The organism is Bhargavaea massiliensis (assembly GCF_050480245.1).
In the GTDB taxonomy this organism is placed as follows: domain Bacteria; phylum Bacillota; class Bacilli; order Bacillales; family Anoxybacillaceae; genus Anoxybacillus.
Genome location: NZ_JBCNEQ010000001.1, coordinates 54,449 through 70,494, shown reverse-complemented (window position 1 = coordinate 70,494; position 16,046 = coordinate 54,449). Strand labels below are relative to the sequence as shown.

Genomic DNA, 16,046 nt, shown 5'->3' with positions numbered 1-16,046 from the left:
TTAGCTAAGTGGGGGTAGTTGACTGGTGTGTTTACACGTAGTGTGGCACAAGAACGACAATTGTATACAGGCGGATGAGAACAAGGGGAGAGACTACGATATGTAGCGCCGAAGGAGCAAGTGGCAACACGAATCTCTCAGGCAAAAGAACTCTTGTTTGACGCGGCTCTGGAGAGCGTTCACGGACGTGAACCACCCACGAGGACACCTAATTACTAGGGAAACTTTCAGGTGAAAGGACAGAGACTACCATATAACAATATGGGGGTCGTCTGTCTTTTTTTATGACAAGGAGGAGGCATATGTTAAAAAGAACACCGCTATTTCCTTTGTATGCAGAGTATGGCGCTAAAACGATTGATTTTGGTGGCTGGGAACTGCCGGTACAGTTTTCAAGTATTAAAGAAGAACATGAAGCTGTACGGACGCGGGTGGGATTGTTTGACGTGTCGCATATGGGCGAATTTGAAGTCAAAGGAAAAGATAGTCTTGCTTTTTTACAAAAAATGATGACAAACGATGTCGCCAAATTAACAGACGGCCGCGCCCAATATACGCTTATGTGCTATGAAGACGGCGGAACGGTTGATGATTTGTTAATTTATAAAAAAGCAGACGACCATTATTTGCTTGTCGTAAATGCTGCAAATATTGAAAAAGATTTTGCTTGGCTATGTGAGCATGTCGTTGGTGATGTCGAGCTCGTCAATATATCAAACGATATCGCGCAACTAGCGCTGCAAGGGCCGCTTGCGGAAAAAGTATTACAGCCATTGACGACGGTCGATTTATCTACGATGAAGTTTTTCGCTTTTGCAGATCATGTTGATGTTGCAGGAGTTCAAACGCTCGTGTCGCGGACAGGGTATACAGGAGAAGACGGGTTTGAGCTATATTGCCGAGCAGAAGATGCTCCAACGCTTTGGCGGGCGATTTTAGAGGCAGGGAAAGAAGAAGGGGTACTTCCGTGCGGGCTTGGTGCACGCGATACGCTCCGATTTGAAGCGTGCTTGCCGCTTTACGGGCAAGAGTTGTCAAAAGACATTACGCCAATCGAAGCAGGGCTTGGATTTGCGGTCAAAACGAATAAAGACGTCGACTTTTTCGGAAAAGAAGTATTGAAGAAACAAAAAGAAGAAGGAACGTCAAGGAAGCTTGTCGGCATTGAAATGATCGACAAAGGCATTCCGCGCCACGGATATGCTGTATATGGAAACGGCGAGCAAATTGGCGTTGTCACGACAGGCACCCAATCGCCAACACTAAAGAAAAACATCGGCTTAGCGCTTATTTCAACCGCGTTTTCTGCTTTGGATACAGAAGTGGAAGTCGATGTTCGCGGGAAGTGGCTAAAAGCGAAAGTGGTGGCAACACCGTTTTATAAGCGCACAAAATAATGTGAGGAGAGAGAGCTATGCTTCATCGTTATTTGCCAATGACGGAAGAAGATAAGCAACAAATGTTGCAAACAATCGGGGTACAATCGATTGACGAACTGTTTTCCGACATTCCAGAAAGCGTTCGTTTTCAAGGCGAGTACAACATTAAACCGGCAAAATCAGAGCCGGAATTAATGAAAGAATTAATGGAACTAGCGGCAAAAAATGCGGATATGAAGACGTACACTTCGTTTTTAGGAGCGGGGGTGTACGACCATTACATTCCGACGATTGTTGACCACGTTATTTCGCGCTCGGAGTTTTATACTGCGTATACGCCGTACCAACCAGAAATTTCCCAAGGGGAATTGCAAGCGATTTTTGAGTTTCAAACGATGATTTGTGAATTAACCGGCATGGATGTGGCGAACTCATCGATGTATGATGGTGGAACATCGCTAGCGGAAGCGGCGTTGTTAAGCGCAGCGCATACGAAAAAGAAAAAAGTATTATTATCAAACGCCGTGCATCCAGAATATCGCGACGTCGTGAAAACATACGCGAAAGGCCCGGGGCTTGAAGTAGTAGAAATTCCGTACAAAAACGGCGTGACGGATGTGGACGCATTGCAAAAAGAAATGAATGAAGACGTCGCGTGCGTCATCGTGCAATATCCAAACTTTTTCGGGCAAATCGAGCCGCTAAAAGAGATCGAGCCAATTGCCCATGCGCATAAAGGAATGTTCGTTGTCGCAAGCAATCCGCTTGCGTTAGGGGTATTAACGCCGCCAGGACAGTTCGGGGCAGATATCGTTGTTGGCGACGCACAACCTTTTGGTATTCCGACGCAATTTGGCGGTCCGCATTGCGGGTATTTTGCGGTGAAATCGGCACTTATGCGCAAAATTCCAGGTCGCCTCGTCGGGCAAACGACGGACGAAGAAGGTCGCCGCGGTTTTGTGTTGACGTTGCAAGCGCGCGAACAGCACATTCGCCGCGACAAAGCAACATCGAACATTTGCTCAAACCAAGCGTTAAACGCCCTTGCTGCATCGGTGGCGATGACAGCGCTCGGCAAAAACGGCGTGAAAGAAATGGCGACGATGAATATTCAAAAAGCGCATTATGCGAAAGAGGCATTCGTAAACAATGGCCTTCATGTCGTATTTACGGGACCGTTTTTCAACGAGCTTGTCGTTCGCATGAACAAGCCGGTAGCAGAAATAAATAAAAAGCTGTTGGAAAAAAGAATCATCGGCGGCTACGATCTCGGGCGCGATTATCCAGAATTGCAAAACTGCATGTTAATTGCGGTCACGGAATTGCGCACGAAAGAAGAAATCGACACGCTTGTGAAAGAATTGGGGGATTGTCATGCATAAAGATCAACCGCTTATTTTTGAATTAAGCAAGCCAGGGCGAATCGGATATAGCTTGCCAGCATTAGACGTACCAGCCATCGATGTCGCACAAGTCATCCCTACGGATTACATTCGGCAAGAAGCACCGGAGCTTCCGGAAGTATCAGAGCTTGACATTATGCGCCATTATACAGCGTTATCAAAGCGCAACCACGGAGTCGATTCCGGCTTTTATCCGCTTGGGTCTTGTACGATGAAATACAATCCGAAAATGAACGAAAACGTTGCCCGCTTGGCTGGGTTTGCTCACATTCATCCGCTTCAGCCGGAAGAAACGGTGCAAGGGGCGCTTGAACTCATGTATGACTTACAAGAGCATTTAAAAGAGATTACCGGCATGGATGCGGTGACGTTGCAGCCAGCCGCTGGCGCGCACGGGGAATGGACAGGGCTCATGATGATTCGCGCTTACCATGAAGCAAACGGCGATTACAACCGGACGAAAGTCATCGTTCCGGATACAGCGCACGGGACAAATCCAGCCTCGGCAACGGTTGCCGGCTTTGAAACGGTGACGGTGAAATCGACGGAAGAAGGGCTTGTCGATTTAGACGATTTACGCCGCGTCGTCGGTCCAGATACAGCGGCGCTTATGCTTACAAATCCAAATACGCTCGGTCTTTTTGAAGAAAACATTTTAGAAATGGCGGAAATCGTACATGCCGCAGGCGGAAAGCTGTACTATGACGGTGCGAACTTAAATGCGGTGTTAAGCAAAGCGAGACCTGGCGATATGGGCTTTGATGTCGTGCATTTAAACCTTCATAAGACGTTTACCGGTCCGCATGGCGGCGGTGGTCCTGGTTCAGGGCCTGTTGGGGTGAAGGCTGACCTCATTCCGTTTTTACCGAAACCGACGGTAGAAAAAGGGGAAAACGGCTACTATTTCGACTATGACAGACCGCAAGCCATCGGGCGTGTGAAGCCGTTTTATGGCAACTTCGGCATTAACGTTCGCGCGTATACGTATATTCGCTCGATGGGTCCAGACGGCTTAAAAGCGGTGACAGAATATGCGGTACTAAATGCTAACTACATGATGCGTCGCTTAGCGGAATATTACGATTTGCCATACAACCGTCATTGTAAGCACGAGTTTGTTTTATCAGGAAAGCGACAAAAGAAATTAGGGGTGCGTACGCTTGACATCGCGAAGCGTTTGCTTGATTTCGGCTATCATCCGCCGACGATTTACTTTCCATTGATTGTCGAAGAGTGCATGATGATCGAGCCGACGGAAACAGAGTCAAAAGAAACGCTTGATGCGTTCATTGATGCGATGATCCAAATTGCGAAAGAAGCGGAAGAAAATCCGGAGATCGTTCAAGAAGCTCCGCACACAACCGTTGTCAAGCGGTTAGATGAAACAACTGCGGCACGCAAGCCAATCTTGCGCTATCAAAAATAATTGAAAATGAAAAAAGAAAGTCAATCAAAAAGTTCGTCTCTCTTGAAAAGGCATAGCCGCAATATGTAGTTATAGTGTTAGGGATGGCCTGTTACGTTTGGGTCATCCTTTTTTAATATTACAAAAAATTTTTTGGTTAATTTTTATTTTTCATTTTTTTTTCAGAAAAACTCTCTAAAATGAACGCAGAAAGAGTAGAAAGGAGCAATGCCTTCCATGCGAAAGTTTATTTTAATTTTAAGCCTCTGTTTTTTGTTTGTTACGGCATACAGCATAAATAGCCTATTTGCTTTAGCTGACGATGATGAATATGAAGAAAGAATGGAAGAGTACGATCATGAAGACGAAAATGATCATTACGATGAAGAACGTTACGAACACGAAGAGGAAGAGCGACACAAATATGAAATGGAAGATGAGCATGATGAAGAGTTCGGTAGAGAGGACAAGCGGAACCAAAACGCTCAACAAAAACCCATTGTCATCAAGCAAGAATATTGGTACAAGTGGTCTCGCTCTGCTGATATACCTGAAAAGTATGCTGAAACACCGATCTCTTCCGAAAAAACGGTGCCAATACAATTTCAAGAGAAGGAACCGCTTTATACAAATGTTATTCCAATGAAAGGACAGTTATTTGTTCCGCTCGAGGAAACCGCGCAATACTTGGGAGCTTCGGTCATTTTGTATCCAGCCTCGAAAATCGCTGAAATCCAACTGAACGACAAATTATTGATTGTTAAGAACGGTTCAAGGGCTGTTTACGAAAATATGAAAAAGACACCGATGCCTCACCCAATCTTTGAGAAAAATGAAAAGCTCTATATTCCAATTAGTGTCTTAGCTAATGGATTAGGTTTTCAAGTAACATGGAAAAATCAGCAAATATTCGTTTATGAATGAGGAGGAATTTTTGTGAAAGGAAACAAGTGGATAAAATGGATGATTGGAATTGGCGGTATTACTGTATTTACAAGTTTTCTTCAACTCGTCAATGATTCAGAAGAAAACAATAAACAAAACGAAATGATGTTAAAAGAAGAAACGGCTTCATTTCAGAATGAAACGGAAGAGGCAAAACAGCAGCGGGAACAACAACTTTTGTCGTTGGATTGGAATGAAGGAAATTGGGATGTCGAATATTCCAATGAAGTCATTATTGCGACACCAAAAACGGAAACTTCCCGATTGCAACCGGCAGAAAACCGCACAAGGAGATCGTAGTGATGAACGTGGAACAATTTTTAATAATGAATGGCATGGGAACCGTTATTAAAGTGCAAGTAACGGGGGATGAGCAATCGCTCAATTGGAAGCAACTGATGCAAACTTGGTTTACTATGTTTGAAAAGGTTTGTTCTCGTTTCTTGAATGATAGTGAATTAACAAAATTGAATCAGTCTCCAGTGGACGTGGTGATACAAATTCATCCTATTTTGTATGACGTACTACAAGCCGCATTCGAATATGCGATAAAGACAAATTTTTATTTTCATCCATTTGTGGGAACGGTCATGAAAAATATCGGCTATGCGGACTCCTTTCATAAACAAGGTATTTTGCGCGAGCATAAAGAGCGTGCAAGTTTATTTCGTGTTCCATCTGAAAAAAGTTTATCGTTTTTTCCTGCATTAAAAGCAGTTATGAAACATACAACCGAGGAAATAGACCTCGGAGGAATCGGTAAAGGATGGAGCGTCGATCAAGCGTATCATCTGTTGAAAGATTTAGGAATCAACGCAGGAATCATTGATGCTGGGGGAGATACGTTGATTTGGGGAGATGTCGGTAGAAAAGTGGGGGTGACGAATCCTTTTAATGAAAATGAAGATATTGCGCAATTTTTTATTTCTTCCGGTGCAGTAGCGACATCGAATGTTCTTTATCGCAGATGGAAAATAAATGGAGAAACCGGGCATCATATTATTCATGGTCGGACAGGAAAAAATCCGAACAGCGACGTCGTGCAAGCAACCGCATTTGCTGAATGCGTTACCGAAGCGGAGGTGATTGCAAAAGTGCTTTGCATGCTTCCTTCTGATGAAGGCATTCAATGGCTAAAACGAAATTTCCCACAGTCAGCGTGTATGATCGTTACCCAAAACAGCCGATTGCTGATTACTCCTTCTATTTCGCGATATGTTGAAAGACTGGTGATGTAACCATGACCGAATTTTCTACTTGGGAATGGATTCGCGCCTCTGGATGGAGCGCCTATTTTCTCCTTTTTATATCGATTTGCTTCGGGATGATGCAGAAGATGGGCTTCATTTCTAAAAGCATTGGCCGATATTTGTTGATTGCACATCAAACAGCTGGATGGTTCGCTTTTTTGTTAGCGTTTTTTCACGGCTTTTTGCTCTATTTTGATGATTATCAGCCCTTTTCAATATTGGAAATTTTTATCCCTTTCCAATCGAAATATCAACCGATTTTTACAGGTTTGGGAATCATTTCTTTCTATTCGATGTTTTTAATATTTCTATCAACCGATTTATTGAAACAAGTCGGGAGAAATGTTTGGAAAATCATTCATCTTCTTATTTTGCCAAGTTTTATTCTTGCCAGCTTACATGGATTTTTTATCGGAAGCGATACAGATGAAACATGGAGTAAAATCGTTTATGCAAGCGCGATATTTGTTTTTTTACTATTGAATTTTTTTCGGTTTTTTGCAAAATCGAAAAAGATGTTTGAAAATTATTGAAATTGGAGGTGGGAGAGATGTATATTCTCTTGGCAGAAGATGACGTACGGCTTGGCAAAATGGTTGTCCATATGCTGAAAAAAGAGAATCATGTTGTTGATTGGGTGCAAAATGGGGAAGACGCGTATTATTTCGCAAAACAAACAGACTATGATTTACTGATTCTCGATTGGATGATGCCGATTCAAGAAGGAACGGAAGTTTGCAGGACATTGCGCAATGAAGGCTTTAGCGGCGCAATTCTCATGTTGACAGCGAGAGATGCTCTCGAAGACCGCGTTACCGGCCTAGACTTAGGAGCAGATGATTATATTGTAAAACCCTTTGAGTTTTCCGAGCTTTTTGCCCGAATTCGCGCTTTATCAAGAAGAGCGACAAAACCGTTTCAAACAGAAGAGCTTTCTATCGGAAACTTGACTCTTAATTTAAACGGACATTCCATAAAAAGAGGAGAAAAAAGGATTCAATTAACGAATCGTGAATTTCAATTAATGGAGCTTTTCATGCGCAATCCAAATCAAATTTTGCCGCGTGAACTGATTATTGAACGCATTTGGGGGTTAGATGCCGATATTACAAGCAATAATATTGACTCTTTTATTCGTCTTTTACGAAAAAAACTTGGGGACGATGGCACTCTTATTCAAAATATTCGAGGGGTAGGTTATAAACTTAGCGATGAACGACAAAATGTTTAAAAAAATCCGCTTTCGGCTCACTCTTCTTTTTACAGGTTTAATTGTCATCTTTTTAATATCGTTCACTGTCTTAAGCTATAGTCTGCTGTTATCACTGATTACAAATAAACAAAAACAGCAAGTGATTGCATTAGCTGAAGCGGAATATGCCGAACATAAAGACGATCTTTTTTATTGGTATTATTACACAAAGAATGAGAGAAGCAAAAAAGCAAGAAATGATTATCTTGAGTACAATCCGGAAGCTCCTTTCTTTTATTATGTTATAACACCTAATGGAAAAATATTGGATGGAGATGAATCTTTTCCAGATTTGCGTAAAGATATTTTAAAAATCATTCGCAAGTGGATTCCGAAAAATGAAGAAGTACGTCGCGAAACAATCAAAGTGCAAGGCGGAAAGACGATATCATTGCTGCTTTCCGGTAAATCCGTTTTTAAAAATGGTATATATATCGGAACCATTTATACTGGAACCAATATTACGATGCAAATTTACATTGTAAAAACTCTACTAATCATATTAATTTTGATTTCTCTCGTATTTATAGGATTGTCTGCCTTGCTTGGCTATTATATGTCTGGAAAAGCGATGGTTCCGATTGTCAGGTCCTTTCAGAAGCAAAAAGAGTTTGTTGCCAACGCGTCTCATGAACTGCGTACACCTATCAGTATTTTTCAATCATCCCTCGAAGTGATCGAAGCAGAGGAAGTAGAGAAGATGAGTGAATTTTCCTTGCAAATACTGTATGACATGAAAGATGAAGTGAAAAGAATGACGAAATTAATTAATGACTTGTTGCTGCTTGCTCGCTCTGATGCCGATGTTGTTCAGTTAAACCAAGAATGGTTTGTGTTGGAACCAATGATTAGTGAGCTTATAAGAAAATGCCATCCTTTAGCGGAACAAAAAAATATAGAATTCCTTACGAATATCCAAGAAAACATAACGATATTTGGCGATAAAGAAAGGATTAAGCAATTACTTTTTATTTTGCTCGATAACGCCCTAAAATATAACGTGGAGAACGGACAGGTTCGGATGAATATATGGCGTGAAGCGGAAAGCATAAAGATGGAAGTAAGTGATACGGGGATTGGCATACCGTTAGAACATCAGCATCGCATCTTTGAACGTTTTTACCGCGTGGACAAAGCAAGATCGCGCCAGCATGAGGGAAATGGGATTGGACTTTCGATTGCGCAATGGATTGTTGATGCTCATGGCGGAACGATTAGCGTACAAAGCGAAGAAGGAAAAGGAAGCTGTTTTATCGTTACACTGCCACAACCTATTCAATAATTTTCGATGGGAGGGAGTTTTATGAGAAAAGTAATGATGATGATTGGATTGATTCTAATGGTTACTATCGTTTTCAAACAGCCTGTTTTTGCTGACGATGATGAGTACAGAAAATATGAAGAGCATGAGTTGGAGGAAGAAAATGAAGCTGTAGAAGAAGGCGGAGAAGTGTTAGGATGGGGAACGGTTGCCGCCACAGCAGCCGCGGGAACCCTATTTCTTTTGCGGCGAAAAGTTAGTTTTTTCACAAAGATTATGCCTAATGGGAAACCATTTTTTATTCAGCTATTACGGTTATTAACAAAATGGCATATATCAATTGGCGCAATTGCTGTTACATTAGCTGCTGCGCACGGAATTTTGATGTACATGGCAGAGGGAGAATTAACGGCTCACGAATATGTGGGGATGGTTGCTGTTGGATTGATGACCGCTGCTGCTGTTGTTGGTATGGTACTTGCCAAAAATAAAAGAAACTCTTCTATTCGCGCAACCCATATGGGTTTATTATTGATATCGGGCATTTTTATGGTTTTTCATATTGTTTTTTCTTAATTAATGCTCAACTTTCGCACACAAGAAATAGTTTTCATAATGGAAAAGAACAGACAACAGAGAAGGATAGATCAAGCCATTTTCCGCTTGGTCTATCCTTTTTCCATTTGATTGCTATCCTTTTTTCTTCACTTTCCCTGTCCACATTTTAAAGCCGCCTTTTAAGTGGTACAAGTCGCGGTAGCCTTTTCGGTAAAGGATTTGTGCAGCGCGACCGCTACGTATTCCATTTTGGCAATATAAGTAAATTGGTTGATCTTTGCGCAATTCTTTCATGCGAAAACGTAGTTGTGTTAGCGGAATGTTGCGTGCTCCTAAAATGTGACCAGCAGCGTATTCATCTGGTTCGCGAACATCGATGAGTTGCGCTTTCCGATAGCCTGCACGGAATTCTTCTTCCGTCAGCGTTTGAACGACTCGCTTCTGATAAAAGTACATAATTACCGCGTACACAATAATTGCTCCGAGAATTATAAGAACCGTTGTCATGGTGTCCCTCCTTTTTCATCGTTGCCACGTCTATTATATAAATGTTTCGTGCAAGAAGCAAAGCATTTTCCATTGACTTCTCTTGTCTGCTAAACTATAAAATGATAGAGGAAAGGGTGGAGTAGATGGAAAAAGAAGTATGGCGATTTATTGATTCAGGCAATTGTTCTCCGGCATTTAACATGGCGCTTGATGAAGCGCTGTTAGAATGGCATAGCGAAGGAAAAATTCCACCGACGATTCGTTTTTACGGTTGGAATCCACCGACGCTTTCAATCGGCTATTTTCAAAAAGTAGAAAAAGAAATCGATATGGAAGCGGTAAAAAAATACGGTCTTGGCTTTGTAAGACGGCCGACAGGTGGTCGTGGCGTGCTTCATGATCAAGAGTTGACGTATAGCGTCATCGTGTCTGAAGCGCATCCAAACATGCCACAAACGGTGACGGAGGCGTATCGCGTCATTTCGCAAGGCATTTTAGAAGGATTTCGTTTTCTCGGACTTGATGCGTATTTTGCAGTGCCGAAAACAGAAGAAGAAAAAGCAGATTTAAAAAATCCGCGATCGGCTGTTTGTTTTGATGCACCGTCTTGGTATGAGCTCGTTGTTGAAGGGAGAAAAGTAGCAGGCAGTGCACAAACGCGGCAAAAAGGTGTCATTTTACAACATGGTTCGATTTTATTAGACTTAGATGAAGAGATGCTTTTTAGCTTATTTAAGTATCCGAATGAACGAGTAAAAGAGCGATTGCGACAAAACTTTAAAAACAAAGCGGTCGCAGTGAATGAATTAACCGATCGGAAAATTACGATCGATGAGGCGAAAGAAGCATTTTTTAAAGGATTTGAAAAAGGTTTAAACGTTCAGCTTGAACGATATGAATTAACAGATGATGAGCTTGCTTACGTTCAGCAACTTGCGAAAAACAAATACGAAACAGATGAATGGAATTTTAAACGGTAAATTTTTTTCTTGACAAGTAAAAAATGCTTGACTTAATTATCAATATGTAGTATGTGTTTTTAAAAAAATCATACTACATATTGATTTTTTTATTGATTATTGTTGTCGATATATGGTAGTTTAATGTAGTAAGATTATGTTGGTAGAGGAGAGGTAAAAATGACGGTTGCGTTTTCTGAAAAAATGACGGTGAATGTGGACAAGTTGAATGAAGACATTCGTATGTTTCCACAAGTGCACCCGATTACTCCTGAGATGCACATTACATATAAGGGTGTATCGCGTTTAGTGATGCTCGATCGCTATTCGTTTAAAGACACGGAAAAGTTGACGTTAAGCGTCGGAGATTTTGTCGTTTTAACCGTGAAGGAAGATCCGAAGTTTCCAGCGCGTGGCCTTGGATTTATCGTTGAGCTGGACTGGGAAAATAAAAAAGCACACGTGCTCGTTGAAGAAGAATATCGTCATGTGTTGGAAGGAGAGGAAGCGAAAACAGGTATTGTTGTTCGTTCCCTCGATGTCATTGAAAAGCCACTCGAAATTTTTTATGAACAAATTGCGAAGCGGAACGCAACCGGGCTAGCGGCTGTGGAGCAAACAGAAGAGAAACGACAAGAGTGGTTTGAAAAGTTTTATGAACAGCTCGTCAGCCTTAATTTTGTTCCAGCTGGACGCGTATTGTATGGCGCAGGTTCTGGGACAGAAGTGACGTACTTTAACTGCTACGTCATGCCGTTTGTGAAAGACTCGCGCGAAGGCATTTCTGAACATCGAAAGCAAGTGATGGAAATTATGAGCCGCGGTGGCGGTGTAGGAACGAACGGTTCGACTCTTCGTCCACGCAATACACTTGCGCGCGGAGTGAACGGAAAATCGTCCGGATCGGTGTCATGGCTAGACGACATTGCAAAACTAACCCATCTTGTCGAACAAGGTGGCTCCCGTTAAAGTAGTGCCATTGGCGGGAGTAAAATCTCGCGAATTGCTGGAACCCCCTAAAGCCAATTGAACCACAACGTAGCTGGCAACGGCAAGCGTGACGGTGTAAAAATCAATTGGATGGAACAATGGGCGACCAGCAGCCAAGCATCTCTGGAAACGGAGATGAAGGTTCAACGACTATTGAAACTTCCTACAGTTCTCCATACAATGAATGTAATAAATAAAAATGTTTGGAGTGAGGGGAACCATGGAAGGAGTAAATCGTAACACTCGACAACGAGGTTACGAGGCGCGAGACAAAGAAGAGATATTGAAAAAAGCAAAAGATCTCCATAAAGAAGGATATAGCCAAGTATTCTCTTCTTTGATGATATAGTCTGATCTCTGTTCGAAAGACAGAGAGCTAGGCAGAAATGACCTAGCCCACTCAAATGAGTGAGTAACAAATTGCGTGGCGCTCAAATGATTATGCTGGCCGATTGGCACCCGGACATTATTGAATTTATTATTTCAAAAATGCAAAATCCGCGCATTTTGCGCTACTTGCTTGAAAATACAGAGGATGAAGGCATTCAAAAAGCAGCGAAAGAAAAATTAAAGTTTACGCCACTTACTGAACAAGAGCGCGCGATGTATCAAGGAATCGTCAACTATAAAAACATCCCAGGATACGGGGGTTTTAGCGAAAAAATTATTAAAGACGCGGAAGAAAAGTTGCGGACAGGCGGTACGTATAGCGTGCACAATCCAGACTTTTTAACAGGTGCAAACATTTCCGTTTGTTTAACGAAAGAGTTTATGGAAGCAGTAGAAAACGACGAAGAGTATGAATTGCGCTTTCCAGATGTGGAAACGTATTCGGAAGAAGAAATGCGCATTTATAACGAAAAATGGCATGAAGTCGGCGATGTACGTGAATGGGAGAAAATGGGTTATCGCGTTCGCGTCTATCGGAAAATTCGCGCGCGCGAGCTATGGAAGCTCATCAACATTTGCGCAACGTATTCTGCCGAACCGGGTATTTTCTTTATCGACAACGCCAACGACATGACGAATGCAAGAGCGTACGGACAAAAAGTAGTCGCAACAAATCCGTGTGGTGAATAATCGCCTCACGTAAAAAACTGCGGAATTAAGCGGGGAGGCTGAGATGCTAACCCGAACCGAAGGCTGAGCCTAAAAACTCAGTCAGGGGCAACGCATAGGTGGTGAACCTGCGAAAGCAGAATATAATCCACCCACGAGGCCGCAGCATTGCACACGCTTTAATTATTATTCGTATTTAAAGAGAATTAAGGTGGCGTTATGAACAGGGGATATGCAGGTTTTTATAAAGGACATTATTTACGGAGCTCATATGAATATGCGTATGCCAAATATCTTGATCATCACTCAATTCCTTGGAGCTACGAAGATTGTGTATTTGATATTGGATATAAATTGTATAAACCCGACTTCTTCTTATATGATCAAAAAGGAAAACTTGTTAAAATAGTGGAAATTAAATCGAGAAGTAAAGACGCAAAAAAGAATGCGAGAGAAGCATTGAATATTATTGAGGAACAGCATCATATAAAGTGTGAACTAATCTCTTATGAAGAGCTGCTTGACTTGTATAAAACATTGCCTTTTTCTTTAACATCAACTATTGAGGAATGGATAAAATCAGAAAATACCACTATTAGTAAAGTCGCTTATGGTGAACTTAATGGTCATTATAATTTAAAACATGACGAGGAAACTAAAAAGAAAATAGGAGAGCATACTAGAAGCTTATGGCTATCTAATGGTATAGCAAAACAAAGAATGTTGGAAGGATTAAAAAAGTCAGGTTTAGCTCAGAAAGGAAAAATAAAAAAGCCAAGAGAAACCAGAACTTGTGAAGAGTGTGGAAAGATATTTAAAGTTATCATTACTTCAAAACAAAAGTTTTGCAGTCGAACTTGTGCAGGTCATCGGGCAATTAGGCATGCCACAAACACATATGTTGAAATAAGAAGTGAGGTACACCATAATATACGGGAATATATTATTAAATGGTCAAGAGAAAACTCAGATATAGTTGTTAAAACACCTTTAAACAAAATCAAAACTACTATTCAATCCTTAATTAGGGATATTGAAAGGGAATTTCAAGTTAAAGATCTCAGAGTCATCTCAAAATCAGTATTTGGAGAAGATCGGGGAAGGAAAGAGTTAATTAAATTTATGAAAAGCGTGTGCAATGAAGATGTATGCTGAGCTAACGGGAAATGAACCGTTAGAACTAGGGGATAAAAAGCCCCTAGGGTAACATAACTGGAACAACCACTCGCACCTTATTCTGTGTGCAATTTAGCCGCGATTAATTTGGCAAATATGGTCGATAAAGAAAAGAAAGTCGTTGATTATGAAAAATTAAAGCGTACGGTTGAAGTTGGCGTCCGTATGCAAGATAACGTTATTGACGCAACCCCGTATTTCCTTGAAGAAAATAAAAAGCAAGCGCTTGGGGAGCGCCGCATCGGTCTTGGCGTCATGGGATTAGCTGATTTGCTCATTTATTGCGAAAAAGAGTACGGCTCCGAAGAGGGCAATCAGTTAGTTGACGAACTGTTTAAAACGATCGCGACAACAGCGTACCGTGCGTCCATTGAGCTCGCAAAAGAAAAAGGAAGCTTTCCGTTTTTAGTCGGTGAAACAGAAGAAGAAACGATGAAATTGCGCGAAGCGTTCATTCACACCGGTTATATGAAAAACATGCCGGACGATATTCGCCAAGATATTTTAAAATACGGTATTCGCAACTCGCATTTATTAACGGTTGCTCCGACTGGATCCACAGGGACCATGATCGGTGTGTCCACAGGACTTGAACCATATTTTTCCTTTTCTTATTATCGAAGTGGGCGTCTTGGTAAGTTTATTGAAGTGAAGGCGGATATCGTTCAAGAATATTTGGACAAACATCCAGAAGCGGATCCGAACAACTTACCACATTGGTTTGTGACCGCCATGGATTTATCGCCAGAAGCACATGCGGATGTGCAATGCATCATTCAACGTTGGGTCGACTCCAGCCTATCGAAAACAGTGAACGCGCCGCGCGGCTATACGGTCGAACAAGTGCAAAAAGTGTACGAGCGGTTATGGCGAGGTGGCGCAAAAGGCGGTACAGTATATGTCGACGGTAGCCGCGATGCGCAAGTATTGACATTGAAAGCGGAAGAAAATGTGGTCGAAGAGCAGCTTGAGCTCCTTCCAGAGGAACCGAAAAAGCGAGCAGTTGCCCTCGTTGAAACGATTCCAGATTTACGGGCAACGGACGTCACGATCGGTTCGGAAGTCGGCAACATTTGCCCGGTATGCCGCGAGGGAACGGTCGAAGAAATCGGTGGCTGCAACACGTGCACAAGCTGCGGTGCGCAATTAAAATGCGGTTTGTGATGGAAAAAGGGACGGGAACCCTCCGTTCCTTTTTTATTATGAGTGATAACAAAAATTGTATTTCATCACCTCATGACAATCAAACATACTAACATGGAGGTGATCGAATGAAATCATTTATTCCTCAGCTTGTTTATTTTGAACCAGAAGCGCTCCATTATCCGCTCGGCTTTATCGTCGCACCAATTTACATGCATGACGGCTGGGAAGAAAGATATTTTGAGCTATTTGAACGATTGAATGCAAATTTACGTAAGTAGTTGTCATGCTTGGTAAACATGTTATAATCATAATGATTGCGGATGTTTGTTTAGGAGGGAACCGTATGCCAACACCAAGCATGGAAGATTATATTGAACAAATTTATATATTGATCGAAGAAAAAGGATATGCCCGTGTATCCGATATTGCCGAAGCGTTATCTGTTCATCCCTCCTCTGTGACGAAAATGGTGCAAAAGCTTGATAAAGACGAATATTTAGTATATGAAAAATACCGAGGGCTCGTACTTACCCCAAAAGGAAAAAAAATTGGTAAGCGACTCGTGTATCGTCATGAGCTGCTTGAACAATTTATGCGCATCATTGGCGTAGATGAAGAGAACATTTACCGTGATGTTGAGGGAATCGAACATCATTTAAGCTGGAATGCGATCGACCGCATCGGCGACTTAGTGCAATATTTTGAAGAAGATCAATCACGTCTTGAAGCGCTTCGCAACATTCAAAAACAAAACGAGCAAGAACAGGCATAAAC

The 16,046-nt window shown here is 41.9% G+C and carries 14 protein-coding genes, 4 pseudogenes and 1 riboswitch; of the genes and pseudogenes, 17 read left to right on the top strand and 1 reads right to left on the bottom strand.

The genetic code is table 11. The annotated features are described in order from the left end of the window. Window positions 1-74: 74 nt before the first annotated feature. Window positions 75-163, top strand: a riboswitch (glycine riboswitch). A gap of 139 nt (window positions 164-302) precedes the next feature. The 10 genes from gcvT to ABEV15_RS00355 all read left to right on the top strand — a co-directional run bounded on the left by gcvT (window position 303) and on the right by ABEV15_RS00355 (window position 9,471). Beyond that, on the top strand, window positions 303-1,397 hold the full coding sequence (gene gcvT, locus ABEV15_RS00400) for a glycine cleavage system aminomethyltransferase GcvT (protein ID WP_498852071.1): 1,095 nt from the start codon (window positions 303-305) through the stop codon (window positions 1,395-1,397). A 17-nt stretch (window positions 1,398-1,414) separates the two neighbouring features. Further along, on the top strand, window positions 1,415-2,761 hold the full coding sequence (gene gcvPA, locus ABEV15_RS00395; RefSeq protein ID WP_429634096.1) for an aminomethyl-transferring glycine dehydrogenase subunit GcvPA: 1,347 nt from the start codon (window positions 1,415-1,417) through the stop codon (window positions 2,759-2,761). After that, window positions 2,754-4,208 carry an aminomethyl-transferring glycine dehydrogenase subunit GcvPB gene (gene gcvPB / locus ABEV15_RS00390; RefSeq protein ID WP_498852070.1) on the top strand — a complete coding sequence of 485 codons (1,455 nt, stop codon included), beginning with the start codon at window positions 2,754-2,756 and terminating at the stop codon, window positions 4,206-4,208. Before gcvPA ends, gcvPB begins: the two co-directional genes overlap by 8 nt. A 216-nt stretch (window positions 4,209-4,424) precedes the next feature. Then, the gene (locus tag ABEV15_RS00385; RefSeq protein ID WP_285517036.1) at window positions 4,425-5,111 is read left to right on the top strand and encodes a copper amine oxidase N-terminal domain-containing protein; all 687 of its coding nucleotides are present in this window, start codon (window positions 4,425-4,427) and stop codon (window positions 5,109-5,111) included. Between the two features lie 12 nt (window positions 5,112-5,123). After that, on the top strand, window positions 5,124-5,432 hold the full coding sequence (locus ABEV15_RS00380; protein ID WP_004889559.1) for a hypothetical protein: 309 nt from the start codon (window positions 5,124-5,126) through the stop codon (window positions 5,430-5,432). Between the two features lie 2 nt (window positions 5,433-5,434). Beyond that, window positions 5,435-6,370 (top strand): FAD:protein FMN transferase, encoded by a 936-nt coding sequence (locus tag ABEV15_RS00375; protein ID WP_498852069.1) that lies wholly within the window; start codon window positions 5,435-5,437, stop codon window positions 6,368-6,370. 2 nt (window positions 6,371-6,372) lie between these two features. Continuing rightward, window positions 6,373-6,915, top strand: coding sequence for a ferric reductase-like transmembrane domain-containing protein (locus ABEV15_RS00370; RefSeq protein WP_004889562.1), 543 nt, complete (start codon window positions 6,373-6,375; stop codon window positions 6,913-6,915). A gap of 17 nt (window positions 6,916-6,932) precedes the next feature. Beyond that, window positions 6,933-7,613, top strand: coding sequence for a response regulator transcription factor (locus tag ABEV15_RS00365; RefSeq protein WP_004889563.1), 681 nt, complete (start codon window positions 6,933-6,935; stop codon window positions 7,611-7,613). Then, the gene (locus ABEV15_RS00360) at window positions 7,606-8,916 is read left to right on the top strand and encodes a sensor histidine kinase (protein WP_004889564.1); all 1,311 of its coding nucleotides are present in this window, start codon (window positions 7,606-7,608) and stop codon (window positions 8,914-8,916) included. The genes ABEV15_RS00365 and ABEV15_RS00360 overlap by 8 nt, the downstream gene beginning before the upstream one ends. Window positions 8,917-8,937: 21 nt before the next feature. Next, window positions 8,938-9,471 (top strand): hypothetical protein, encoded by a 534-nt coding sequence (locus ABEV15_RS00355; protein ID WP_285517039.1) that lies wholly within the window; start codon window positions 8,938-8,940, stop codon window positions 9,469-9,471. Window positions 9,472-9,585: 114 nt separating this feature from the next. Here ABEV15_RS00355 and ABEV15_RS00350 read toward each other — a convergent pair whose 3' ends face one another. Then, window positions 9,586-9,960: a rhodanese-like domain-containing protein gene (locus ABEV15_RS00350; RefSeq protein ID WP_498852068.1), complete on the bottom strand. Its 375-nt coding sequence runs from the start codon at window positions 9,958-9,960 to the stop codon at window positions 9,586-9,588. Between the two features lie 125 nt (window positions 9,961-10,085). Between ABEV15_RS00350 and ABEV15_RS00345 the strand changes: the two genes are divergently transcribed. From ABEV15_RS00345 to mntR, 7 genes and pseudogenes are all read left to right on the top strand, one after another. After that, window positions 10,086-10,922, top strand: a complete 837-nt coding sequence (locus ABEV15_RS00345) for a lipoate--protein ligase family protein (RefSeq protein WP_429634102.1) — start codon at window positions 10,086-10,088, stop codon at window positions 10,920-10,922. Between the two features lie 159 nt (window positions 10,923-11,081). Further along, window positions 11,082-11,867, top strand: a pseudogene (locus ABEV15_RS00340) (ribonucleotide reductase N-terminal alpha domain-containing protein); the annotation flags it as partial. A 447-nt stretch (window positions 11,868-12,314) separates the two neighbouring features. Next, window positions 12,315-12,968 (top strand): annotated as a pseudogene (locus ABEV15_RS00335) (ribonucleotide reductase barrel domain-containing protein); the annotation flags it as partial. Between the two features lie 201 nt (window positions 12,969-13,169). Continuing rightward, complete coding sequence (locus tag ABEV15_RS00330; RefSeq protein ID WP_004889570.1) at window positions 13,170-14,105, top strand: PDDEXK family nuclease; 936 nt, start codon at window positions 13,170-13,172, stop codon at window positions 14,103-14,105. Between the two features lie 60 nt (window positions 14,106-14,165). Continuing rightward, a pseudogene (locus tag ABEV15_RS00325) lies at window positions 14,166-15,290 on the top strand (ribonucleotide reductase barrel domain-containing protein); the annotation flags it as partial. Window positions 15,291-15,448: 158 nt separating this feature from the next. Continuing rightward, window positions 15,449-15,544 (top strand): annotated as a pseudogene (locus ABEV15_RS00320) (spore photoproduct lyase family protein); the annotation flags it as partial. A 71-nt stretch (window positions 15,545-15,615) separates the two neighbouring features. Next, on the top strand, window positions 15,616-16,044 hold the full coding sequence (gene mntR, locus ABEV15_RS00315) for a transcriptional regulator MntR (protein WP_429634108.1): 429 nt from the start codon (window positions 15,616-15,618) through the stop codon (window positions 16,042-16,044). Window positions 16,045-16,046: the final 2 nt, after the last annotated feature.

Bases quoted from the DNA above. Each gene is read 5' to 3' on its own strand.
- ABEV15_RS00365 (WP_004889563.1), top strand. From the start codon at position 6,933: ATGTATATTCTCTTGGCAGAAGATGACGTACGGCTTGGCAAAATGGTT.
- gcvPA (WP_429634096.1), top strand. From the start codon at position 1,415: ATGCTTCATCGTTATTTGCCAATGACGGAAGAAGATAAGCAACAAATG.
- ABEV15_RS00345 (WP_429634102.1), top strand. From the start codon at position 10,086: ATGGAAAAAGAAGTATGGCGATTTATTGATTCAGGCAATTGTTCTCCG.
- ABEV15_RS00350 (WP_498852068.1), bottom strand. From the start codon at position 9,960: ATGACAACGGTTCTTATAATTCTCGGAGCAATTATTGTGTACGCGGTA.
- ABEV15_RS00355 (WP_285517039.1), top strand. From the start codon at position 8,938: ATGAGAAAAGTAATGATGATGATTGGATTGATTCTAATGGTTACTATC.
- gcvT (WP_498852071.1), top strand. From the start codon at position 303: ATGTTAAAAAGAACACCGCTATTTCCTTTGTATGCAGAGTATGGCGCT.
- ABEV15_RS00330 (WP_004889570.1), top strand. From the start codon at position 13,170: ATGAACAGGGGATATGCAGGTTTTTATAAAGGACATTATTTACGGAGC.
- ABEV15_RS00370 (WP_004889562.1), top strand. From the start codon at position 6,373: ATGACCGAATTTTCTACTTGGGAATGGATTCGCGCCTCTGGATGGAGC.
- ABEV15_RS00385 (WP_285517036.1), top strand. From the start codon at position 4,425: ATGCGAAAGTTTATTTTAATTTTAAGCCTCTGTTTTTTGTTTGTTACG.
- gcvPB (WP_498852070.1), top strand. From the start codon at position 2,754: ATGCATAAAGATCAACCGCTTATTTTTGAATTAAGCAAGCCAGGGCGA.
- ABEV15_RS00360 (WP_004889564.1), top strand. From the start codon at position 7,606: ATGTTTAAAAAAATCCGCTTTCGGCTCACTCTTCTTTTTACAGGTTTA.
- mntR (WP_429634108.1), top strand. From the start codon at position 15,616: ATGCCAACACCAAGCATGGAAGATTATATTGAACAAATTTATATATTG.
- ABEV15_RS00375 (WP_498852069.1), top strand. From the start codon at position 5,435: ATGAACGTGGAACAATTTTTAATAATGAATGGCATGGGAACCGTTATT.